At 66.9% G+C, this 22,579-nt stretch carries 19 protein-coding genes; 7 read left to right on the top strand and 12 right to left on the bottom strand.

The genetic code is table 11. The annotated features are described in order from the left end of the window. Positions 1-10 precede the first annotated feature (10 nt). From AB0M22_RS33920 to pruA, 7 genes are all read right to left on the bottom strand, one after another. Positions 11-982, bottom strand: coding sequence for a LysR family transcriptional regulator (locus AB0M22_RS33920; protein WP_364735622.1), 972 nt, complete (start codon positions 980-982; stop codon positions 11-13). Beyond that, on the bottom strand, positions 979-2,019 hold the full coding sequence (locus AB0M22_RS33915) for a beta-propeller fold lactonase family protein (RefSeq protein WP_364735620.1): 1,041 nt from the start codon (positions 2,017-2,019) through the stop codon (positions 979-981). Before AB0M22_RS33915 ends, AB0M22_RS33920 begins: the two co-directional genes overlap by 4 nt. Continuing rightward, a complete protein-coding gene (locus AB0M22_RS33910) occupies positions 2,016-3,416 on the bottom strand; it encodes a sugar porter family MFS transporter (protein WP_364735618.1) in 1,401 nt (466 codons plus the stop codon). Before AB0M22_RS33910 ends, AB0M22_RS33915 begins: the two co-directional genes overlap by 4 nt. A 115-nt stretch (positions 3,417-3,531) precedes the next feature. Further along, the gene (locus AB0M22_RS33905; protein ID WP_364735616.1) at positions 3,532-4,329 is read right to left on the bottom strand and encodes an NAD(P)-dependent oxidoreductase; all 798 of its coding nucleotides are present in this window, start codon (positions 4,327-4,329) and stop codon (positions 3,532-3,534) included. 222 nt (positions 4,330-4,551) lie between these two features. Continuing rightward, complete coding sequence (locus tag AB0M22_RS33900; protein ID WP_364736112.1) at positions 4,552-5,988, bottom strand: amino acid permease; 1,437 nt, start codon at positions 5,986-5,988, stop codon at positions 4,552-4,554. Between the two features lie 165 nt (positions 5,989-6,153). Continuing rightward, positions 6,154-7,122, bottom strand: coding sequence for a proline dehydrogenase family protein (locus tag AB0M22_RS33895; RefSeq protein ID WP_364735614.1), 969 nt, complete (start codon positions 7,120-7,122; stop codon positions 6,154-6,156). Further along, on the bottom strand, positions 7,122-8,759 hold the full coding sequence (gene pruA, locus AB0M22_RS33890; protein ID WP_364735612.1) for an L-glutamate gamma-semialdehyde dehydrogenase: 1,638 nt from the start codon (positions 8,757-8,759) through the stop codon (positions 7,122-7,124). The genes AB0M22_RS33895 and pruA overlap by 1 nt, the downstream gene beginning before the upstream one ends. Before the next feature lie 127 nt (positions 8,760-8,886). Between pruA and AB0M22_RS33885 the strand changes: the two genes are divergently transcribed. Next, positions 8,887-10,119 carry a helix-turn-helix domain-containing protein gene (locus AB0M22_RS33885; RefSeq protein WP_364735610.1) on the top strand — a complete coding sequence of 411 codons (1,233 nt, stop codon included), beginning with the start codon at positions 8,887-8,889 and terminating at the stop codon, positions 10,117-10,119. Positions 10,120-10,128: 9 nt separating this feature from the next. On the opposite strand, the gene AB0M22_RS33880 is transcribed toward AB0M22_RS33885, so the two are convergent. After that, positions 10,129-10,431: a hypothetical protein gene (locus AB0M22_RS33880; protein ID WP_364735608.1), complete on the bottom strand. Its 303-nt coding sequence runs from the start codon at positions 10,429-10,431 to the stop codon at positions 10,129-10,131. Positions 10,432-10,724: 293 nt separating this feature from the next. Between AB0M22_RS33880 and AB0M22_RS33875 the strand changes: the two genes are divergently transcribed. Then, positions 10,725-11,879 carry a hypothetical protein gene (locus tag AB0M22_RS33875; RefSeq protein ID WP_364735605.1) on the top strand — a complete coding sequence of 385 codons (1,155 nt, stop codon included), beginning with the start codon at positions 10,725-10,727 and terminating at the stop codon, positions 11,877-11,879. Positions 11,880-11,901: 22 nt separating this feature from the next. Here AB0M22_RS33875 and AB0M22_RS33870 read toward each other — a convergent pair whose 3' ends face one another. Both AB0M22_RS33870 and AB0M22_RS33865 read right to left on the bottom strand, forming a co-directional pair. After that, a complete protein-coding gene (locus AB0M22_RS33870; protein ID WP_364735603.1) occupies positions 11,902-12,420 on the bottom strand; it encodes an AAA family ATPase in 519 nt (172 codons plus the stop codon). A gap of 14 nt (positions 12,421-12,434) precedes the next feature. Further along, the gene (locus tag AB0M22_RS33865; protein WP_364735601.1) at positions 12,435-13,028 is read right to left on the bottom strand and encodes a TetR/AcrR family transcriptional regulator; all 594 of its coding nucleotides are present in this window, start codon (positions 13,026-13,028) and stop codon (positions 12,435-12,437) included. Between the two features lie 320 nt (positions 13,029-13,348). Here AB0M22_RS33865 and AB0M22_RS33860 point away from each other — a divergent pair, with 320 nt between their 5' ends. Continuing rightward, complete coding sequence (locus tag AB0M22_RS33860; RefSeq protein WP_364736109.1) at positions 13,349-15,190, top strand: alkyl sulfatase dimerization domain-containing protein; 1,842 nt, start codon at positions 13,349-13,351, stop codon at positions 15,188-15,190. 714 nt (positions 15,191-15,904) lie between these two features. Here AB0M22_RS33860 and AB0M22_RS33855 read toward each other — a convergent pair. Then, complete coding sequence (locus AB0M22_RS33855) at positions 15,905-16,099, bottom strand: hypothetical protein (RefSeq protein WP_364735599.1); 195 nt, start codon at positions 16,097-16,099, stop codon at positions 15,905-15,907. Between the two features lie 330 nt (positions 16,100-16,429). Continuing rightward, a complete protein-coding gene (locus AB0M22_RS33850; RefSeq protein ID WP_364735597.1) occupies positions 16,430-17,554 on the bottom strand; it encodes a BTAD domain-containing putative transcriptional regulator in 1,125 nt (374 codons plus the stop codon). A 353-nt stretch (positions 17,555-17,907) separates the two neighbouring features. Between AB0M22_RS33850 and AB0M22_RS33845 the strand changes: the two genes are divergently transcribed. The 4 genes from AB0M22_RS33845 (at position 17,908) to AB0M22_RS33830 (ending at position 22,576) form a co-directional block, all read left to right on the top strand. Beyond that, positions 17,908-18,840, top strand: coding sequence for a LysR substrate-binding domain-containing protein (locus tag AB0M22_RS33845; protein ID WP_150407809.1), 933 nt, complete (start codon positions 17,908-17,910; stop codon positions 18,838-18,840). A gap of 88 nt (positions 18,841-18,928) precedes the next feature. Then, positions 18,929-20,620: an AMP-dependent synthetase/ligase gene (locus tag AB0M22_RS33840; RefSeq protein ID WP_364735594.1), complete on the top strand. Its 1,692-nt coding sequence runs from the start codon at positions 18,929-18,931 to the stop codon at positions 20,618-20,620. 103 nt (positions 20,621-20,723) lie between these two features. After that, on the top strand, positions 20,724-21,974 hold the full coding sequence (locus tag AB0M22_RS33835) for an NAD(P)/FAD-dependent oxidoreductase (protein ID WP_364735592.1): 1,251 nt from the start codon (positions 20,724-20,726) through the stop codon (positions 21,972-21,974). Beyond that, on the top strand, positions 21,971-22,576 hold the full coding sequence (locus tag AB0M22_RS33830; RefSeq protein ID WP_364735590.1) for an SGNH/GDSL hydrolase family protein: 606 nt from the start codon (positions 21,971-21,973) through the stop codon (positions 22,574-22,576). The genes AB0M22_RS33835 and AB0M22_RS33830 overlap by 4 nt, the downstream gene beginning before the upstream one ends. Positions 22,577-22,579: the final 3 nt, after the last annotated feature.

The following is a 22,579-nucleotide window of genomic DNA, read 5'->3' as shown; positions in this document are numbered from 1 at the left end:
AGCTTTCCTTTCAATGAGCAGGTGGTAGCGAGTCGAGCAACCGCACGACCCGCGGCAACGCCGGGTTCGCGCAGTTGCGCCGCCACACCGCGTACAGGACAACCGGATCCTCGACGCCGTCCAGCGGCCGGAACCGCACGCCGTCGGGGTGCAGATGGCTGGCCGTCTCCGGCACCAGCGCCAGCCCGCGACCCGCCGCGACCAGCGCGAGCATGGTGTGCACCTGGGTCAGCTCGTGCGTTGACGTATAGGGCACGGCCGCAAGGATTCCCGCGACCAGATCGGCGAAATACCGGGCCGGACCGGGCGCGTACACCAGCAGCGTCTCGCCGCCCAGTTCCTCGGCCGCGATCGGCCCGTCGCCGGCGAGTGCGTGCCCGTCGGGCAGCGCGAGCATGAGCCGCTCGGAATGCACCAGCTCGCAATCGAATTCGGTGCGATCGAACGGCGGCCGGGCCAATGCCAGGTCCAGCTTGCCGCTGCGCAGGTTCTCGAACTGATCCGAACTGACCATCTCGCGCAGCACCACCTCGACGCCGGGCAACCCCTGCTCGATGTGGTTGAGGAACCGGCCGAGGAACCCGAACCCGGACGCCGCGGTGAACCCGATCCGCACCGTGCCCGCCCCGCCCGCCGCGACCAGCCGCGCGGTCCCCGGCGCGCCCTCGGCCAGCGCGAGCAGCCTGCGCGCCTCGATCAGGAACACCTCGCCGGCCGGGGTCAGCTGCGCCTGCCGCTGGCTGCGGTCGAACAGCTCCACCCCGATATCGCGTTCCAGCTTCTGGACCTGCCTGCTCAGCGGCGGCTGGGTCATCCGAAGCCGCTCCGCCGCCCGGCGGAAGCTGCCCTCGTCGGCGACCATGACGAACCCGCGAACCTGCTCGAGAGAGATCATGGCTGCCAGCCTGCCCGCCGCGGCGCGAAGATGCGGCTGATCCAGCAGCCACGGGCGAGTTGCGCGGTCGTCGATGCGGCGGGTCATGCGCTCGGCAGGTCGATGATCTCGACCCAGTTGGGGTTGCGGCCGACAGGGACGCGATGCAGGGGCGTGAGCGCACCCGTTGCCGGGTTTATGGCGTAGCTCGTGATCGCGTTGGACTTCTGACCCGCGGCCACCAGGAAGCGACCGTGCGGGTCGATGGCGAAGCCGCGCGGCTGGGACTCGGTGGCAGTGTGCCCGAGCAGTTCGAGCGCGCCGGGCATGCCGTCGACGCGGAATCCGACGAGGGTGTCCGAAGTCCGTTCGGACACATAGAGATAGCGTCCGTCCGGCGTGACGTGCACGTCGGAGGTCCATGGGCTGCCGGAAAAGTCTTCCGGCAGTACAGAAATCGAGGACATCGGAGTGAGCGTGCCGGTGACCGGATCGAACAGGTAGGTACCGACCGTTCCATCCAGCTCGTTCGTCACGAAGGCGACGCGGCCACTCGGATGGAAGACGATATGCCGCGGTCCCGCACCGAGTTCGGTGCCGACCGCCGCGGGTCGATTGGGCATCAGCCTGCCGGAGGTCGCGTCGAACCGGTACTGCAAGAGGTGGTCGCCACCCAGCACGGCGGCGAACACATGATGGTTCAACGGATCGGCGACGATCGAATGGGCATGCGGCGCAGTGCCGATGACCGCAACCGGTTGCGCCCCGACGGTGCCGTTCCACGAGATCGGATTGACCGCGATCTTGTTGCCGCCGTAGGAAGCGCTGAACAGGAACCGGCCCGCCCGATCGGTGGCCAGGTACGCCATGTTGTCCGGGAGGGGAGTCGTGGACAACACCGCCGGCCGGCCGCTCGCCGGATCGATGGCAAAAGCCGTGACCGAGAACGGCTCCGAACGCAATCCGGCGTAGAGAAACCGGCGATCCGGACTGACCGCCAACGGCATCACCGCCCCGTCCACCGGCACCGACCCCACCGGTGTCAGCACACCGGTGGAGTCGAGCGCCAGCACCGAGATCTCGCGGCTGTCGGCGTTCGATACATAGACGACACAGCGCATCTCGGCCTCGGACCTCCGATTCACGCCTGCTCCACCGCGTGCCCGCCGACCCGGGCCCGCAGATCCAGCTCGATCTGCTCCAGGCTGCGGCCGTTGGTTTCCGGCACGAACCGCTGCACCAGCACGAACAGCACCACGCTGACCCCGGCGAAGCACCAGGCCGACTTGGCCAGTCCCAGATGGTCGTTCATCACCGGGAACAGGAACGTGATGGCGAACGTCGAACTCCAGAGCACCACGCTGCCGACACCCATGCCCACGCCACGCACCCGCAGCGGGAACACCTCGGCCATCATCACCCAGACCACCGCACCCCAGCCGAGTTCGTAACCGGCCAGGTAGACATTGAGCAGGATCAGCGTGGTCAGCCCGGTCACCGTGTGGTTGTCCACGGTGAGCACGATGACGCCGAGCAGGAACAGCGACAACGCCATACAGACGTTCCCGAGCAGCAACAGCGGTTTGCGTCCCCACCGATCGACCACGAAGATCACCCACGCGGTGAACGCCACCTTGACCACGCCCAGCACGATGGCCGCCAGCAGCGAGGTCGAATTGCCGAACCCGAGGTCGGTGAACATCGTTGGCGCGTAAAGGTTTACCGCGTTCACGCCGGAGAACTGCTGGCCGACAGCGAGAATCAGGGCGACGATCAACGCGGGCCGCGCCCACGGGGCCCACAGATCGCGCAGGCGACCCTTCTGCTGCACATCCAGCTGGTTCACCGTGCGAATGTTGTTCAGCTCGGAATCGATCTCATCGGCCCGATGAGTGCCCGCGAGCACGGCCCGCGCCTCGTCTTCGCGGCCCGCCTTCACCAGCCAGCGCGGCGTCTCCGGCAGCACCGTGAGACCGAGGAACAGCACCACCGCGGGAATCGCGGCGACACCGAACATCAAGCGCCAGTTGCCGGATCCGGACAACGCCCAGTCGACGATGTAGGCGATCAGGATGCCGGACACGATCATCAACTGGTTCAACGTCGACAACGCCCCACGCGCCCTGGTCGGCGCCAGTTCCGAGAGATAGGTGGGCACCGTCGCGGAGGAGCAACCCACCGCGATCCCGGTGACGAACCGGGCGATGACCAGCACGGTCACGTTCGGGGCCACCGCGCAGCCCAGCGCGCCGATACCGAACACCACCGCGGCGATCATGATGGTCCGCCGCCGGCCGAGCCGATCGGTGATCCGGCCCGCGATGGCCGCGCCGATGATCGCACCGGCGGCCAGGCAGCCGCCGATCACGCCCTTGGTCACCGAGGTCAGCTCCCAGGCGTCCTTGATGAACAGCAGCACGCCGGAAATGACCCCGAGGTCGTAGCCGAACAGGATGCCGCCGAGCGCGCCGAAGAAATAGAGGAAATGAACATTGGTGCCGAGGGCCGATTTCCGGGCCTGCACCGAGGATTTATCTGGCATTGTGCTGCGCTTCTTTCGCGGTCGAGCAAGTGCCCTCAGCGTCACATGCTGAACAGGCGGTATAGCGGGAAAGCGTGATGCGAACTCGGTATCGCGCTATGCGTTTCGAGTTGCGTCAGAGGGGATTCGGTGTACCCAGCGGGGTATCGAGGAATGCGCCGCCGATAAACGTCGGCGCCGCGCCGCCGGGGATCTCCGCGGCGAATTTCTCGGCATCGTCGAGACTGCGATAACCGAGTTCCTCGGCCTCCCGCAGCGACACCACCGCGCGGGTATTCTTCGACACGCCCCACATCACCCGGAAGCCAGGGCGTTCCGCGGTCAGGCAGGCCTCGAACAGTCGCGCACCGTCCGCGGGCGAGAGCCACATCGACAGTCCCCGAACATCATTCGGCCGCTCGAAGCACGACCCTATCCGAATGCAGATCACGTCCATGCCGAACCGCGAGTGATACAGACTGCCCAGCGCTTCGATCGCCGCCTTGCTGAACCCGTAATAGGTGTCCGGCCGCGAAGGAGCTTCTCCCGCAATGCCATCCGGTCCGGCCTCGCCGACCGTCCGGTATCCCACCGCGTGATTGCTCGACGCCAGCACGACTCGGGAGATGCCCGCCTGTCGTGCGGCTTCCAGAACGGTATGTGTCCCATCGACATTCGCCGCGAGCACCCGCTCCCAGCTGTCCTCGCGGCTGATCCCGCCGAGATGGATGATCGCATCGACATCCCGGCAGGCGGCCGCCATGGTGCCGGCGTCGGTGAGCGATCCGGTGACGATCTCGACCCGCTCATCCGTTGCGGGAGCGGGGAGTTCGGTCACGTCGAGCAAGCGCAGAATGCGGTCCGCGCGGTGTAGTCGCGGCCGCATCAGCGTGCCGATCCCACCGCCCGCGCCGGTGATCAGAATCCGGGTCATGTGTCCTCCTGGGTCCACCGGCGAATGTGGCTTGGCTCACTTGCCGTGCGACTGCCAGAAGGCTAAAACGCTGGACTGATGCCTGTCCAACACTCTTTCGATATCGACTGATGCCAGCCGAGCATCAGTTCCGCCCGGAAAATAAGGCTGGGTGGGTGGCCCGAAGGCCAACCCACCCAACCGGCCCGAGAGACTGGCGTCAGTGCCCCTCGGAGTTCTCTCTCAGCCGAGCTTGGCGGTGTCCGCCGTACCCGTGCGCTCCAGCTTGGAATGCGTGCGCGAGTACAGGAAGTACACCGCGAGCCCGACGACCAGCCAGACCGCGAACCGCACCCAGGTCTGCCACGGCAGCGACCAGATGAGGTACAGCGAGAAGCCGATGCCGATCAGCGGAACCAGCGGCATGAACGGCAGCTTGAACTCGCGCGGTTCATCCGGCCTGGTGCGCCGCAACACGATCACGGCCACCGACACCACGATGAAGGCCATCAGAATGCCGATGTTGGTCAGCTCGGCGACGATGGTGATGTCCAGCAGGCCGGCCATCACCGCCGCGCCGATGCCGACGATCCAGGTCACCCGGGTCGGCACCTTGCGCACCGGATGCGTCTTGGCGAACCACTCCGGCAGCAGCCCGTCGCGGCTCATCGCGTACCAGACGCGGGTGACGCCGAGCATGAAGGTCAGCACCACGGTGACGATGCCGACGATCGCGCCGATCGCGATGATGTTCGCGATGCCCGGCATGCCGACCGACTCGAACGCGGTGGAGAACCCGCTGGTCGGGCTGATCTCGGTGTACTTCTGCATGCCGGTCAGCACCAGCGTGGCCAGCACGTACAGCACCATCGCGATGCCCAGCGAGTAGAGGATGGCCTTCGGCAGATGCTTCTTGCCGTCCGTCGATTCCTCGGCGGCCGTGCTCATCGCGTCGTACCCGAACACCGCGAAGAACACGGTGGCCGCGCCGGTCCACACCGCGCCCTGACCGAACGGGAAGTACGGCGTGTAGTTCGAGCTGTCGATGTGGAATACACCGAGCACCACGATCAGCACGACCAAGGCCACCTTGATGCCGACCGCGATGGTCTCGAACCGGCCGACGCTCTTGATGCCGCGGGAGAGCAGCCAGGCCGTGCCGAGACAGAACAGCATCGCGAAAACGTCCACCACGTGGCCGTCGCCGGTGCCGTGCGCGCCCATCATCCAGTCCGGCAGCGTGATGTCCACCTGCCCGAGCAGGAAGCGGAAGTAGCCGGACACGCCGATCGCGACCACCGCCGCCACCGCGATGTACTCCAGCAGCAGATCCCAGCCGATGAACCAGCCGGCGATCTCGCCGAGCGAGACATACCCGTAGGTGTAGGCCGACCCCGCCTTCGGCACCATCCCGGCGAATTCCGCGTAGCAGAGCGCCGCCGCCGCGCTGGCGACACCGGCGATCAGGAACGAGATCAGCACCGACGGGCCGGTGACGGAGTGCGCGACCGCGCCGGCGAGGGTGAAGATGCCGGCGCCGATGATGCCACCGACGCCGATCGCCGTGAGCTGCCACAGGCCGAGTGAACGGGACAGCTGCTCATCGGCAGGCCCGTCGTCCTCGACCTGTCCCATGGGTTTGCGGCGCAGCATTTGGCTGCGCAACTCCGCGATGGACATGTAGTTCCTTTCGTCCTCCACGCTCCGCGACGATGCGTAACGCAGATCACACTTCGAGCTGTGGTTACTAAATACGACCACAGCGCGACTGTGATCGGCGAGTTGGCCAAATATTGTTCAGCGTGGTTGGCCAACCGAACGGCGCGCCATGCGACACGCCGTCGATCACCGCTGACTACCGGGCTTCAACGACCGCAGGAAGAACGCCACATTGGCCGGCCGCTCGGCCAGCCTGCGCATGAAATAGCCGTACCACTGATCGCCGTACGGCACGTAGACCCGCAGATGGTTGTGCTCCTCGACCAGCCTGCGCTGCTCGGCGTCGCGGATGCCGTACAGCATCTGGAACTCGAACTCGTCGGCCTTGCGGTGGGTCGTGTCGACGCACCGCTGCGCCTCCGCGATGAGCGCCGGATCGTGCGTCGCGACCATCGGATAGCCGTCGCCGAGCATCAGCACGCGCAGGCAGCGCAGGTAGGACGCGTCGACCTCCGCGCGGCCCTGGAACGCGACGGACGCGGGTTCCTTGTAGGCGCCCTTGCACAGCCGGATGCGCGAGCCGTAACCCGACAGGTCCCGGCAGTCGCCCTCGGTGCGCCGCAGGTAGGCCTGCAACACGGTGCCGAGGCTGGGGAAGTCCGTGCGCAGTTCGCGCACGATCCCCAGGGTCGAGTCGGTGGTCGTGTGGTCCTCGGCGTCGATGTTCACCCAGACCCCGGCCTCGGCGGCGGCCGCGCAGATCCGCTGCGCGTGCTCGAGCGCGATCGCGTGCCCGTCCTTCGGCAGCGACTGGCCCAGCGCGGACAGCTTGAGCGAAACCTCCAGCGGCCGAACCGCTTCCGTCTCGACCGCGACCTCCAGCTGACTCAGCGCGGACAGCATGTGCAGATAATGCGTGACCGTGGTGCGGGCCTGCTCGATCTCGGTGGTGTCCTCACCGAGGTAGTCGATGGTGACGTAGCGGCCCGAACCGAGCAGCGCCTCGACCGCGGCGACGGCTTGGTCCGCGGAGTCACCCGCGACGAACCGATCGACCAGTTTCTTGGTCGTCGGCATCCTGGTGATGGTGCGTTCCATGCGCGGCGAGCGGGACGCGGCCAGCATGGCGGGGCGCAGCAGCGCGGAGAAGGCCATCAGATCTCCTGGTGCGGGTAGCGGTGATCGGTCGCCGGGACGAACGTTTCCTTGAGCGTGCGAGCGGAGGTCCAGCGCAGCAGGTTCTGGGCCGAGCCTGCCTTGTCGTTGGTGCCGGAGGCGCGCGACCCGCCGAACGGCTGCTGGCCGACGACCGCGCCGGTGGGCTTGTCGTTGATGTAGAAGTTGCCCGCGGCGAAGCGCAAGCCCTCGGTGGCCTTGGCGATCGCGCCGCGGTCGTCGGCGATGATCGCGCCGGTCAGCGCGTAGGGCGAGCCCTTGTCGACCAGCTCCAGGGTCTGCTCGAACGCGCCGCGGGCCGAGTCGTCGTAGACGTGCACGGACAGGATCGGGCCGAAGTACTCGGTGCTGAACGCCTCGTCGGTCGGATCCTCGCCGAGCAGCACGGTCGGGTCGACGAAGTAGCCGACCGAGTCGTCGGCGTGACCGCCGGCCGCGATGGACAGGCCCGGCGTCGCCTTCGCGCGGGCGATGGCCTCGGCGTTCTTGTCGAACGCGCGCTTGTCGATCAGCGCGCCGCCGTAGTGGCTGAAGTCGGTGACGTCGCCGTAACTCAGCGTGGCCACCTTGTCGACGAACTCGCGACCCATCTTGGCCCACACCGACTTCGGGATGAACGCGCGCGAGGCGGCCGAGCACTTCTGGCCCTGGTAGTCGAACGCGCCGCGGATCAGCGCGGTGGTCAGCACGTCCGGGTCGGCCGAGCTGTGCGCGACGACGAAGTCCTTGCCGCCGGTCTCGCCGACCAGGCGCGGGTAGGAGTTGTAGTCGCTGATGTTGGTCGCGACCGAGCGCCACAGGTGCTGGAAGGTCGCGGTGGAACCGGTGAAGTGGATGCCGGCCAGGCGGCGATCCGCCAGCGCCACGTCCGAAACCTTCGGGCCCGCGCCGTTGACCAGGTTGATCACCCCGGGCGGCAGGCCGGCCGCCTCCAGCAGTTTCATCGTCCAGTACGCGGCGACCGACTGGGTCATCGCCGGCTTCCAGACCACCGTGTTGCCCATCAGCGCGGGCGCGGTCGGCAGGTTGCCCGCGATCGCGGTGAAGTTGAACGGGGTGATCGCGTAGACGAAGCCGTCCAGCGGCCGGTACTCGACCTTGTTCCACACGCCGGGCGAGGAGATCGGCTGATCAGCCAGGATCTGCCGGGCGAAATGCACATTGAACCGCCAGAAGTCGACCAGCTCGCACGGGCTGTCGATCTCGGCCTGGTACGCGGTCTTGGACTGGCCGAGCATGGTTGCGGCGGCGATCGTTTCGCGCCACGGGCCGGCCAGCAGGTCGGCGGCGCGCAGGAACACCGCGGCCCGGTCCTCGAACGACAGGGCCCGCCAGGCCGGCGCCGCGGCGGTGGCGGCGTTGATCGCGTCCGCCACGTCGCTGGACTTCGCGGTGGTCAGCGTGCCGAGCACGGCGGCGTGCCGGTGCGGCTGCACGACCTCGATCGTCTTGCCCGAACTGCGCCGGTGCTCGCCCGCGATAACGTGGTGCACCTCGGTCGGGGTCGCGCCGAGCTCGGCCAGTTTCGCCTGCAACCGTGTACGTTCCGCACTACCGGGCGCGAACGTGCCGACCGGCTCGTTGACCGGCCGCGGTGTGGACACGATGGCGTCCATGATTCCTCCTGCTGGATGTGGCAACTCTGAGGTCAGGCGAAGTCAACACCGGAAAAACGCGCGGGAAATGGGCTAAAAGGACAAAGATGGGATGAGTGTGTTGTCGAGTTGGCCGAAAGGCGTAGACGTGGCTGTTGATAGTGGGCTGGTTGCCGCGGACATCGACCTGTTCGGTTTGGCGCAGATCGTCGCGCAGAACGCGGGTGGCATGGTGTCGATCGAAGACCCGCAGTCGCATGTGCTGGCGTATTCCGCCTCCGACGAGGCGGCCGACCCGATGCGGGTGATGTCGATCCTCGGCCGGGAGGGGCCGCGCGAATATCTGGCGGTGCTGCGCAAGTGGGGAGTGTTCGATCGGCTGCGACAGACCGACGAGGTCATCGATGTGCCCGAACACGAAGAGCTGAACATCAAACGCAGGCTCGCGGTGAGCGTCCGGCATCCCGCCGACGGGGCCGCGCGGGCGCCGCGGGTGCTCGGCACGATCTGGTTGCAGCAGGGGGATCGGGAGTTCAAGCCGGACGCGGCGGAGATTCTGCGCGGGGCCTCGGCGATTGCCGCGCGGCTCATTTCGCGCAGTCTGGATGCGCCGTCGACCGAAGCGTTGCTGGTGCAGCGGTTGTTCGGTGTCGGTGGACCGGTTGATGTCGCGACTGTCGCTGCGGCGCTGAATCTTCCGTTGACCGGTCCGGCCGCCGTTGTCGGGTTCGCGCTCACCGCCACCGAAACCGCGCCCGCTACCGAGCCTTCCGCGTTGGGCAACATGCTTCGGTTGCGCGCCAGTTCATTTCGCAACGACTCGGTCACTGCGACGCTCGGCGATCGCGTTTACGTGCTGCTGCCGAGCTACAAGGCCGCGCACGCGGTCACGGCGTGGACTCGCCAACTCGTCGAACAACTGGAATCCAAACGCGCACTGGCACTTCGAGCGGCCATCGCCTGCCCCGTGCCCGAGCTGGGCGGTGTCGCCGACGCGCGGCGCGAGGTCGACCGAGTGCTCGACAGCACCGTCGCCACCTACCCGCGCGGCCGCGTGACCACCCTCGCCGACTCCCGCACGGCCGTCCTGCTCGGCGAAATCCTCGACCTCGTCGGCACCCGCCCGGAACTGCACGACCCCCGCCTGCGCGCCCTGTCCGACTACGACCGCAAGCATTCCGCCAGCCTGCGCGAGAGCGTCGACATCTACCTGCGCGAACACGGCGACGTCCGCAACGCCGCCACCGCCCTCCAGGTCCACCCGAACACCTTGCGCTACCGCATCCGCCGCGTCGAAGAGATCCTCCGCATAGACCTCACCGACCCCGCCGACCGCCTACTACTCGAACTACAACTAGCCCTGCACCGCCGGGCTCGCTGACCCCAGCCGCTAGCACTTGCCGGCGGCGGCGTCCCGGATGCCGGCGATGGTGGACTGGCGGTCGACCTCGCTGAGTGAGGGCCATTGCGCGGACTGCGGGAGCATCGAAATCGTCTCCTCGGCAGTCTTGTTCGCCGACTCCTGGCTGACATCTTTCAGCTTGCTCAACACCGGCAGGTAGTTCTGGCACGACGACCCCCGCACCTGAGCATTCAACGTAGGACTGGCCGGCCCCGCATCCTTACCTCCCGAAGAACTACACCCGGAAAGCGTCAACACAACCCCAATAGCCAGCAAGGCAATGCTTTTCATTCACGATCTCCTCATCAGAATGGGGAGACCCTACCCGCCCCCACCACCCCCGTCCACGCAACTGGAGCCCAGCTTCCTGCCGCGTGGTGCTGCCCGCCGTCGCTATGTCGGGCCCGGGATCTGTGCCGCACAAACGCGTCGGAGATCAACCCGTGGCGGCGCGCTTCGATGTCGGCGGCATCCTTTGCCACGGTAAACTGGCCCAGCTGTGGGATGCGGCGTAGGCGGCGCGGTCGGGCGGGTCCGGCCCCGACTCTCACTCATCTATCCAACCTGGACTGACGGAAGTGGCGATGACTCAGCCGGATGAGGACACCGACGGCCGCGGGCGAATTGCTTTGGGTAGGCGGTTGATCGCCAACGCGTTGCGGTACAGCACGGCGCCGATCGCTCAAACGGCAAGTCTGCGCGACTTGAAGCATGATGCCGATCTGCTGCCGCGAATTCAGCATCAGCTGCGGTTGTTGCTGGATACGTTTCACCGTGATTCCAACGTTGTCTACGATATCCAGGGGATGCGCGATCTGGGCTGCGACCTGCTGGTCCGCTTGCAGACCGACAATGACGCGAGATTCATTGGGCTGCAAGTCAAGAGCGACATCGAACTACAGCAGGACGTCGTGGTGAACAAGCTGCTCCTGCAATATTCGACAGCCGTTGATCACTACTCGCCGATGTTGGATTTCTACATCGTCCTTGCCGCGGATCTTTCGGTCAAAGGACCGCAGAGTCGTGTGGTTCGCGCTGTGCAACAGGCATTTTCGATGAAGAGCGATGTGAAAGTGGTTGACCCTCAATACGTGGCGACGCTGCTACGCCTCCCCACAACCACGATGGATGCGCTGATCACGCAGACGATGCGAACCGGCGATCCGATCATGAGTGCGGCGCGACTGGATCTGAGGCGTGATCCGGTCGAGGCCGCAGTAATTCTGCGACTGATCACCGCCCACTTGTCCGGCCGCCCACACCTGCCGGTGCGTGATCTCCTGGATGATCGTTGGATCCAGTCGGTTGCTGGGCGAACTCCGCATCCGTCCCTCCGTCACACTCCGCATGCCGAGTCCTTCGATGCAGAATTTGCTGACGAGAACGAACTGCGGGATGAAGTGGGACTGCCGCGAGTGCAACGTGACCCGACGGGCGCGGACTATCAATTCTACCGGCTGGATCTCACAGATATCTCCGACAGTCTCCGTCGTTGGTTTCTGTCGTCCGACGACCCGAGTGTGGCCGCAACCGCTCGTCTTGCAGCGGTGCTCCCTGCCGTGCTCGACAGCCTCGAGGACGAACTTGTCTGGCAAGACCCCGACTCGAATCAGTGCGCGGTGCGCATCGACCAATACGTGGCGCTATTTGCGCTCGCTGCGGAGGGGCAAGCGAAGCATGAGCTCTATGACGATGACCTCATCAAATACCTGATCGAACTCGTGCTGTCCGATGATTAGCTCCGGACGGGAAACCAACTCGTCAAGATTGCGTACCGGCGGCGATGTGGGTGGCTACTTGGGTGGGGGTGAGGGTGGTGGTGTCGATGATTTCGGCTTCGCGGGAATGCCAGGGGTGGGCGGCTTCGTAGGCGTCGAGGTGGTCCAGGCGCCATTGGCGGGCGACGGTTTCGACGGTGTCGGATTCGATTCGGCGGGCGAGTTCGGTGCGGGTGGCGTGTAGGACGATGTGGCGCACGGGGATGTCGGCGTTGTCGAGGCCGGTGCGGATTTCTTGCCAGTACTCGTGGGAAAGAACCGCTTGGGGGATGACCAGGGTGCCGCCGACGTAGTCGAGGACCTGGGTGGCGGTGGCGACGACCAGTTGTCGCCAGGGGCGCCAGTCTTGGAAGTTCTGCACCGGTTCCGCGGCGAGGACGTGGCGGAGCATGTAGCCGACGTACTCGGAGTCGAAGATTCGGGACTCGGGGAGCAGGGTGGTGAGTTCCGTTGCGGTGGTGGTCTTTCCGGCTCCGAAGGTTCCGTTCAACCAGATGATCATGTGGTTCAGGGTAGTCAGCGTTGCTTGGGTGGGGTGAGGAGTGATTGGAGGGAGTGGCGGATGGCGGTGGAGGCCGCTTTTTGGGTCAGGCCGCGGCGGTCGGTGAGGTGGTGGCGGAGGGGCCAGGCGAGGGTGCCTTCGACGAGGTCCAGGACGTGGTGTGGGTCGGGGTGGGGGAGTTCGGGGGCAAAGGTTTTGGCGAGCGCGGTGCGGATTCTGGTGTCGGTTAGGCGCATTCGCTGGTCGATGGCGGGGATGCGCTGGGATTCCAGGAGGCCGAGGATGCGGGGGTTGCGCTGGAGGGTGAAGATGGCCTCGCTTTGGCGGAGGGCGGCGTCGATGCGTTGGGGGAGCGGGAGTTCGGGGTCTGGGTGTTCGATGAGGGCTTCGACGTCGGCGGACTGCTGGTCCACGGCGGCGATGCGGAGGTCGTCGCGGCCGGGGAAGTGGACGAAGATGCTGCGTTCGGAGACGCCGGCGCGGGCGGCGATGTTCCTGGTGGTGGGGTCGGTGTCGCCGTCGATGACGAGGGACAGCAGGGCGTCGACGATGGCGCGACGGGTTTGTTCGGGGTTGCGTCGCCGCCGGGGTCGGGTCGCCTCGCTCATGGGGTTCATCCCATCACATGGTGACACTATTGCAGTCTGACTGCAATAGTGGGTAGGGTCGGTCGGGCTCAGCGGCTATGGGTCGGCTGTGCTGATCGAGATGGGAGCGCGACGTGGACGGTGAGCAGGAGCAGGGCTCGGTGGCGCGGGTATCTCGGCGGGGCGTGTTCGGCGTCGGCGCGGCCGCGCTGGCGCTGGCGGGGGCGGGGGCCGGGGCCGGGTTGAGCGGGTGCGGGGATTCGGTGACGTTGAATCCGTCGGCGACGCCGGTCGAGCCGAGCGCGCACGTCACCGAGGCGAACAAGCGGATCGCCGCGACCATGCCGTTCTCCGATGTCGCCGATTTCGCGGATGCCGATCGCGGGTGGATCGCGTCGCTGGAACCGGGCGTCGTCCGGAACGGCACCGGAAAGGTGGTGTGGGACAACGACTCCTACGGATTCCTGCGGGAACCCTGTCCGCTGTCGGTGAATCCGAGCCTGTGGCGGCAGTCGCAACTGACGGTCAAGCAGGGCCTGTACGAGATCGTGCCCGGCTTCTATCAGGTTCGCGGCCTGGATCTGTCGAATATGACTCTGGTCGAAGGCAATACGGGCGTCGTCGTCATCGATCCGCTGGTGTCGGCGGAGACCGCGGCGGCGGGGCTCGCGCTGTATCGCAAGCATCGCGGGGATCGACCGGTCACCGGGCTGATCTACAGCCACGCGCACGTCGACCACTTCGGCGGCACCCTCGGGGTCACCACGAAGGAGGATGTCGCGGCCGGTCGCTGCCCGGTGCTCGCGCCGTCCGGATTCCTAGAACATGCTGTGTCGGAGAACATTTACGCCGGAACGGCGATGGCTCGACGGGCCGCCTACATGTACGGGGCTGCCCTGCCGCGCGGCCCGAAGGGGCAGATCGGCGCGGGCTTGGGCCAGACGACCTCGGTCGGCACGATCACCCTGCTCGAACCGACCAGGGACGTCACCCATACCGGCCAGGAAGAAACGATCGACGGCGTGCGGATGGTGTTCCAGCTGACGCCGGGCACCGAGGCGCCCTCGGAGATGAACTTCTACTTCCCGGACCGACGCATCCTCTGCATGGCCGAGAACGCCACCCACACCATGCACAACCTGCTGACCCTGCGCGGCGCGCTGGTGCGTGACCCGCACGTCTGGTCCAGGTACCTGACCGAGTCGATCAACCTGTACGCGCGCAACGCCGATCTCGTGTTCTCCTCCCATCATTGGCCGATCTGGGGCACCGACAAGGTGGTCGAGTTCCTGTCCGTGCAGCGAGATCTGTACGCCTACTTGAACGATCAGACCCTGCGCCTGCTCAACCAGGGCTACGTCGGCAGCGAGATCGCCGAGCTGGTGCAACTACCCCCGGCGATCACGAAATCCTGGTCCACACACGGCTATTACGGCTCGGTGAGCCACAACGTCAAAGCCATCTATCAGCGCTACATGGGTTGGTTCGACGGCAATCCCGCCCACCTGTGGGAACATCCGCCGGTCGAATCCGCCAAACGACACGTCGACGCGATGGGCGGCGCGACCGAGACGCTGAAGAAGGCGCAAAACGCTTACGACACCGGCGATTACCGCTGGGCCACTCAGCTGGCCAACTACGTGATCTTCGCCGACCCGAAGAACGACACCGCGAAACGCTTGCAGGCGAGCATCTTCGAACAACTCGCCTACGGCGCCGAGAACGCCACCTGGCGCAACTTCTACCTCAGCGGCGCCACCGAACTGCGCAACGGTTCCTTCGGCACCCCGACCCAGGGCAATTCCCTGGGCCTGCTCGCCGCCCTCACCGTCGACCAGGCCTTCGACGCGATGTCGTTGCGCATCAACGGCCCCGCGGCCTGGGACACCACCATCACCTCCGACTGGCGTTTCCCCGACGACAACAACCGCCTGCACCGCGCCGAACTCCGCAACGGCGTGCTCATCCACTACGACCGCACCCCGGCCGACGGCCTGCCCGCCGCCGACGCGACGGTCACCCTGACCAGGGCCGCATTGGCGCGAACCCTGCTGGCCGGTCAGGACTTTCAGGCCGCCGTGCTCAAGGGCGACATCGCGATCGAGGGCGACATCTTTGCGCTGAAGAAGCTGAAGGACCTGTTCGACAAGCCGGACCCGAACTTCGCCATCGTCACCCCGTGACGGTTCATTCCCCAATCGACTGGGGAGCGCCGGAGCCGGTCCTTCGTGACATGCTTCAGTCGGCTGTTCGGAAAGTGGCGGCAGACAGCGCGGACCTCCACGTGCACAACAGGTCTCGGTAGTTCCGGCTGCGTGGAAAACGCCGAGGCCTGCGAGGATTGGTTGACCGATGCGAAAATCTGGCCCGATCACCGGATCGGTACTGATAGTGGCCGGGTTACTGATAACCGGGTCGGCGGCGCAGACCACCGCGCACACCAACACCCCGGAGAACACGTCGGACAACTCGCCGGCGCTCTCGATCAGCCTGCCGGACCCGACGTCGAGCGAGCCGCCGCCGGCCGATCCGCTTCCGTCCGATCCGGCCCCGATCGACGGCGGCCTGCCGGACGAGAGCACGCCCGTCGATCCGCCGATCGTGCCCTTGGACTCCACGCCGTCGGAAGGGTTGGACTACACGCCACCGGCCGAAACCCCGGCGGACCCGGCGCCCATCGCGGACCCGGGCACGACGGATCCGCCTATCCTCACCACGACGGATCCGCCGATCACGACCACGGATCCGCCGATCACCACCACGGATCCGCCGATTACGACCACGGATTCGCCGACGCCGACTTACACAACGGATCCGACGCAGCGACCGCGGATAGAGCTGTCGATCGAAGTGACGATCCAGATCCCCGGCAGATCCCCGGCCCCGTGCGGCGTCTACTACTGTCCATCGCCGACACCATCAGTGTCGCCGACACCGACGTCTACGCGTCCGCTGGAACCTTGCCCGACCACATCGACCCCGTCGAGCACCCCGCGACCGACGACATCGCCGCCGCGAACCTCGCCCACCGTCCACCTCCCGCCCGGAATGTCCACCACGACACCGACATCCACCCGCACGACCACCCCCACACCGACCCCTTCATGCCGCCCCGTCACCACAGTCCTGCCTTACAACCAGCAGCCGACCACCACGACGTCGACGGCCCCGTCCCGAACCCCCAGCACAACTCCCACCCGAACCACGACCCCCACGCCCACCCCACGCAGATAAACGAGAACGCCGAAACCGACCACCGCCGCGGATTCCCGAACACGACGGGCAGTACGCGTCAGGGGGCGAGGAGCGGCTGGTGCGGATCGGGGTCCGCGGTCGATCAGGTGTCGACCAGTCGGTCTCGGCTGAGACAACTCTCTCCCCGCCCACCAACGGCCCACTAACGACGCACCAACGAACTGGTCTCAACCCGCCGCGACCAGCGTGAACGTCAGCTCGTAGTCCCCGATCCGGATCACCGCCCCGTCGATCAGCACCCCGGTGTCGACGATCCGCATCCCGTCGACGAAAACCCCGTTCGACGACAGCAGATCCTTGATCAGATAGGTCAGCCCGTTGTGCAGAATCGCCGCGTGATGCCGGCTGACCTTGCCGTGCTCGAGCACGATGTCGTTGTCCGGCAACCGCCCGAGCCGGGTCACCGTGCCGGTGAGGGTGTAGGTCTGGCCGGACCGCTCGCGCAGCAGCGCCGTCTGCGCACCGGAACTCTGCTCGACGATCGTCGTCGCCCCGATCGAGGCTGCGACAGCTTGCGCCCGGCTATCCAGGGGATCCTGCCGGAGGATGCGCGCTTCCAACTCGCGGATAGGCGGACTCGGATCGATGCCGAGTTCGTCGGCCAGCGTCGCCCGCAACCGCCGGGCCGCGTCGAGCGCATCGGATTGCCGTCCGTCTGCATACAGGGCGGTGATCAGCTGCGCCCACAGCGGTTCCCGCAGCGGATAGTCCCGGACCAGCAACGCGAGTTCGGACGCGACGAGTCCGGCCCGCCCCTGCGCGATGTCCGCCTCGGCCCGTGCCGCGATCGCACTGAGCCGATCATCGTCGAGCACGGTGGCATACGCGTCGGCGAAGGCGAGCCCGCGCAGATCCGCGAGCACCGGCCCGCGCCACTGCCCGATCGCACCGGACAGCAACTCACTGGCTGCCTGGAACTGCCTCGCGCTCAACGCCCGCAGTCCGGCGTCCTTGCGGACCCGGAACCGCTGCACATCGCTGGCCTCGTCGGCCACCGTCACCCGATACCCGGTGCCGACCTGAGCCAGCACCGTCCGCGCATCGATGCCGTTGTCCCGCAACGGCTTGCGCAGATTCGAGACGATGGTGTGCAAACTCGTCCGGATGTCCGGCGGCGGGTTGTCCTCCCATACCGCCTGCGCCAGCGCCTCCACCGACACCGGCCGATTCGCGTTGATCACCAGATAGGCCAGCACCGCTCGCTGCTTCGGCCCGCCGAGCGACTGCCCGACCCCGTCGATGGTCAGCTCCACCGCGCCGAGCACGCCGAACTGCGCGCGCACCTCGGTCATGGCAGGGCTCCTCCCCTCGGGCCGGCATCTATCCGTTGTCTGTGAGCCTACCGAGCCCGGTGCCCGGTCTCGGCGCGCGAGCGCGAAACGCGCATCGCCGAAGCGGTTCGAGGACGGTGTTTTCGCTGGCCCGCAACGTTTTCCAGCGGTGCCCGGCGAGTCGGGGGCTTGCCCCGTGCTGCCCGATCGGGGATGCTGGATGGTCACGGGATGCGACTTAGCACATTTCCCGGCCGGACCGGGGCGAGTTCACCCGCCCGCAACGGTCCCGGCAACATCCGTGCGATCGCGGTTCATCCGGGGTTACCCGACGCGGCCTACCTTTCGGGGTACGCGGAAAAGGAGCCTGCGGCATGGAGTTCCGACATCTGGTTTCATTCATCACGATTGCCGAAGAGCTACATTTCGGCCGCGCAGCGCAGCGCTTGCATCTCACGCAGCCAAGTCTCAGTGCCCAGCTACAGAAGCTGGAGAAGTCGTTAGGCGTGCAACTGGTGGCACGCAACTCGCACGAGGTCAAACTGACCCCGGCGGGACGGGAGTTCGAGGGCCAAGCCCGCATCATCGTCGCGCAAATGGACCGAGCCGCCCAGGTCGCCAAGGCGACCGCGGAGGGGCGGGCCGGCACCCTCAACATCGGCTACAACCTGCCGGCCAGCAGACATGTGCTGCCCGACGCGTTGACCAAGATGACCGAGCAGCACCCCGACATCGTGGTGTCGCTGTGGGAGAAACGCACCGGGCCTCAGCTCGCGGCGCTCGCCGACGGCTCGCTCGACCTGGCCATGGTCTACGGCCACCCGAGCACCACGGATTTCCGGTATCGGCGCCTGCTGCACCGGGTTCCGCTGGTGGCGGTGGTCGGCCGGCGGCACCGATGGGCCGACCGGCCCGGCGTGCCGTTCGCCGAATTGGAGGGCCAGGAGTGTGTGCTGTTCGCCCGCGAACAGTGTCCGGCCATGTACGACTCGATCTTCCGCGCGGCGGCCGATACCCGGATCACCCTCTCGGTCGCGCAGACCGCGGATGATCCCGGTGCGACCGCGCACATGGTTTCGGTGCGGCCGCTGGTGGGGTTCGCCTCGCTGCCGCGCGCTATTTCGATGGGGATGGGCGCCCCGGGCAGCAGCTCGGTGGCGGTGAAATTGCTCGATCCGGTGCCGACTCTGGATTTGTACGCGGTGTGGCGTGCGGACGAGTCGAATCCGGCGGTATCGCTTTTCCTGGAGTGCGTGGCTTCCCCGGAACCGGCACGCATCGATATTGCCCGCGCGGTGTCGGCCTAGTCTCTTCGATAGGCCATGACATTCGCGCGGTAGGAACCGCGATATCGACCGGTCCGTAATTAGGTACCGGCGACCAGAATTCGACACTGTGAACAAAGTGTCTGTCACCGCGGTGTCCAGCACCGAGAATGGAATCGACCTTCCGGACGACGCGAGTTTGTACTCGGTGATTTCCGGAGCGGCCGCCGAACACCCGCAACGGCTTTCGCTGTGCGGCGCGGACGGAACGCAACTCACGTGTGCCGACGTCGATCGGCAGGCCCGCGCGCTGGCTTCCGAACTGGCGGCGCGCGGGGTGGCGGCGGGGGATCGGGTCGCGATCCTCGGCCGCACCAGCCTGGAGTGGGCGCTGCTGGATTGCGCGTTGCTCGCGCTGGGCGCCGTGGTGGTCCCGGTGTACCCGACCTCCTCGGCGGCGCAGATCGAGCACATCCTGACCGACAGCGGCAGTGCGTATTTCGCCGCCGAGGACGAGACGGACGCGGTGCGCCTGAAGGCGGCCGGCGCGGAAGAGGTGTGGACGTTCGCGCAGCTCGCCGCCTGGGCGGGCGGCGACGTCGACCCGAGCCTGGCGGAACGCGTCGCGGCGGTGCGCGCCGACGACCTGGCCATGATCGTCTACACCAGCGGCACCACCGGAGTTTCCAAGGGCTGCTTGATCACTCACCGCAATATGTTCGTCTCCTCGGCCAACACGGTGCGCCAGACCGGCGCGATGTTCGACGGGACGACCGTGCTCGCGCTGCCGCTCTCACACGTGTTCGGCCAGACCATCCTGTTCGCCTGCCTGGCCGGCGGCAGCCGCACGCATCTGCTGCCCGGCATTCCCGATCTGGTGCCGGTGCTGCCGACGCTGCGCCCGACCTTCCTGGCGCTGATTCCGTTCGGGCTGGAGAAGATTCGCAAGTACTGCCGTACCCTGCTGTCCGATGCCGAGGAGCAGGCGGCGGTGGCGCGCGGGCTGGAACTGCTGAATGCGCAAGCGACTCCGGAACTCTCGGATCATCCGGTGGCCGCGGCGCTCGGCGGCCGGCTGCGCTACGTCATCTCCGGTGGTGCGTCCCTTGACGATTCGACCTCGGGCTTCTACGCGGGCTTCGGCGTGGTGCTGCTGAACTGCTACGGGCTGACCGAAGCGGCGACCGCGGTGACCGTGAGCGCACCCGAGACCAACCGGGTCGGCACGGTCGGCCGCCCGATCCCGGGCACGTCGGTGGCGATCGCCGAATCCGACGGCGAGGTCCTCGTCGGCGGCCCGCACGTCTCGCCCGGCTACTGGGGCGCGGCCGCGGATCAGTCCGTGGTGGACGAGGAAGGCTGGTTGCGCACCGGCGATATCGGCGAACTCGACGCCAACGGATACCTGCGCATCACCGGCCGCAAGAAGGAAATCCTGGTGACCTCCGGCGGCAAGAATGTCGCGCCGGCCCCGTTGGAAGACCGGGTGCGGCTGCATCCGCTGGTGAGCAACTGCATGGTCATCGGCGATGGCCGCGACTTCGTCACCGCGCTGATCACCCTGGATCCGATTCAGCTGCTGCGCTGGCGCGAACAGACTCCGGACGGCGATCTGTCCGCCGCCATCCAGTCCGCGGTCGACGACGCGAATTCGCTTGTCTCCCGGCCCGAGTCGATTCGGGCTTTCCGGATCGTAGACGGTGATTTCACCGTCGAGGACGGATTGTTGACTTCGTCACGGAAATTGCGCAGGGCCGCGATCGCCGCCGCGTATGTCGCGGATATCGACGTCCTGTATCAGCCGCGGCAACCCGCTGTATAGGCGACACCGATCGCCCGATGAATTACGGCTTCCCCGGTGGTTATCGCCGTCGGCCGGCCACAGACTCAATTTCAGTATTCGACTACCGGAAAGTGATGCGAACATGTACGACGTCATCGTTGTCGGAACTCGGGTCGCGGGTTCTCCGCTGGCCATGCTGCTCGCCAGGAAGGGCTACCGGGTCCTCGCGGTGGACCGCGCCACCTTCCCCAGTGACACCCCCTCCACCCACTACATCCACCAGGCCGGCCTCGGCCTGCTGCAGCAGTGGGGTCTGCTGGACGAGGTCGTCGCCGCGGGCACCCCGGCGATCCGGCACCTGAACTTCTCCTACACCGACATCGTGATCAAGGGCTTCGCCGACGTCTCGGCCGACGGCATCGACGCCGTCTACTGCCCGCGCCGCACCGTGCTGGACAAGATCCTGGTCGACGCCGCGGGCAACGCGGGCGTCGAGGTCATCCACGGATTCACCGTCAACGAGCTGATTTTCGACGGCGACACGGTGGCAGGCATCCGCGGCCAGGTCGGCGAGGGCGCCGAGCAGGAGTTCCGCGCCAAGCTGGTGATCGGGGCCGACGGCTCGAACTCGACGGTCGCGAAGGCGGTGGGCGCCGAGGTCTACGAGGGGTCCCCGGCGGCGTGCTTCATCTACTACTCCTACTACGACGGCCTGGACTGGGGCATGCAGCACCGCACCGGCTTCGGCGAGCAGCAGTTCGCGTCCTGGCCGACCAACGACGGTCTGGCCCTGGTCGCGGTGATGCGCAAGCGGGACCGCTTCCGCGACTTCCGCACCGACCCCGATGCCGGCGTGCAGGAGATCGTCTCCCAGATCGACCCGGAACTCGGTGTGAGCCTGCAGGATTCGGGCAAGCGGGTGGAGCAGTTCCGGCCGATGCTGTACCCGGACAACTACCGTCGCCGCTCGTTCGGTCCCGGCTGGGCGCTGGTCGGCGACGCCGGCTACCACAAGGACCCGTTCACCGGCTGGGGCATCACCGACGCCTTCAAGTACGCGCAGCTGCTCTCGGATCTGGTGCACGAGGGCCTGTCCGGCGCCAGCCCGATGGCCGAGGTGCTGGCCGAGTACGAGCGCGAGCGCGACCTGCAGAGCGCGAGCACTTACGAGCTGACCGAGAGCATTTCGGGCCTGTCGCTGTCGCCGTACTACGACTCGGTGTTCCGCGCCACCAGCTACGACGCCGAGTACACCAAGGGCTTCTTCGGCCTGATCGCCGGAATCTACTCCCCGGAGAAGTACTTCGGCGAGCAGGAGCTGGCCGATCTGTACGAGAAGGTCGACTTCCCGGCCGCCGCACGGCATGTCAGCAAGAACGGGATCTCCGCATGAGTATCCCCGGCCTGACGGCGTTGGGGGACAGCTTTGTCGAGGGCCGCGGCGATGCCGCGGCCGGGGGCGGCTACCGCGGCTGGGTGCCGCGACTCGGCGGCCAGCTGGGGCTGCGCCCCGCCTCGGTGCGCAACTTCGGGGTGCACGGCGCGACCACCGCCGTGGTGGTGGAACAGCAACTGCGCCGGGCGGTTTCGGCCCGGGCGGCGCTGTTCGGCGTGGTGGTCGGGGTGAACGATCTGGTCAGCGACTTCGACGCCGCGCGCTTCGAACGCAACCTCGCGACCATCTTCGGCACGTTGCGGGCCAGTGGCGCAACGGTTTTCACCGCGAGCTACCCCGATATCCCGGCCCGCCTGCCGGTGCCGGACAGTTTCCGCGCTCTGCTGCGGGCGCGCTTCGATTTCGCCAACCTGGTGCTCGCCGAGGTCACCGCCGACACCGGCACGCTGCTGCTCGATATCGCCACCGAACCCGACTGGGCGCTGCCCGAGGTGTGGACCGAAGACGGCCTGCACCCGAGTTCGCTCGGTCACCACATGTTCGCCGCGGGCGCGGCCGAGCTCATCGCGTCGCGTACCGCGACCACCGTCGCCGCCTGATCT

This window comes from Nocardia sp. NPDC051756, assembly GCF_040681495.1.
Taxonomy (GTDB): Bacteria; Actinomycetota; Actinomycetes; order Mycobacteriales; family Mycobacteriaceae; genus Nocardia.
Note: the sequence above shows the minus strand (reverse complement) of the source record. Positions and strands in the feature narration are given on the sequence as shown.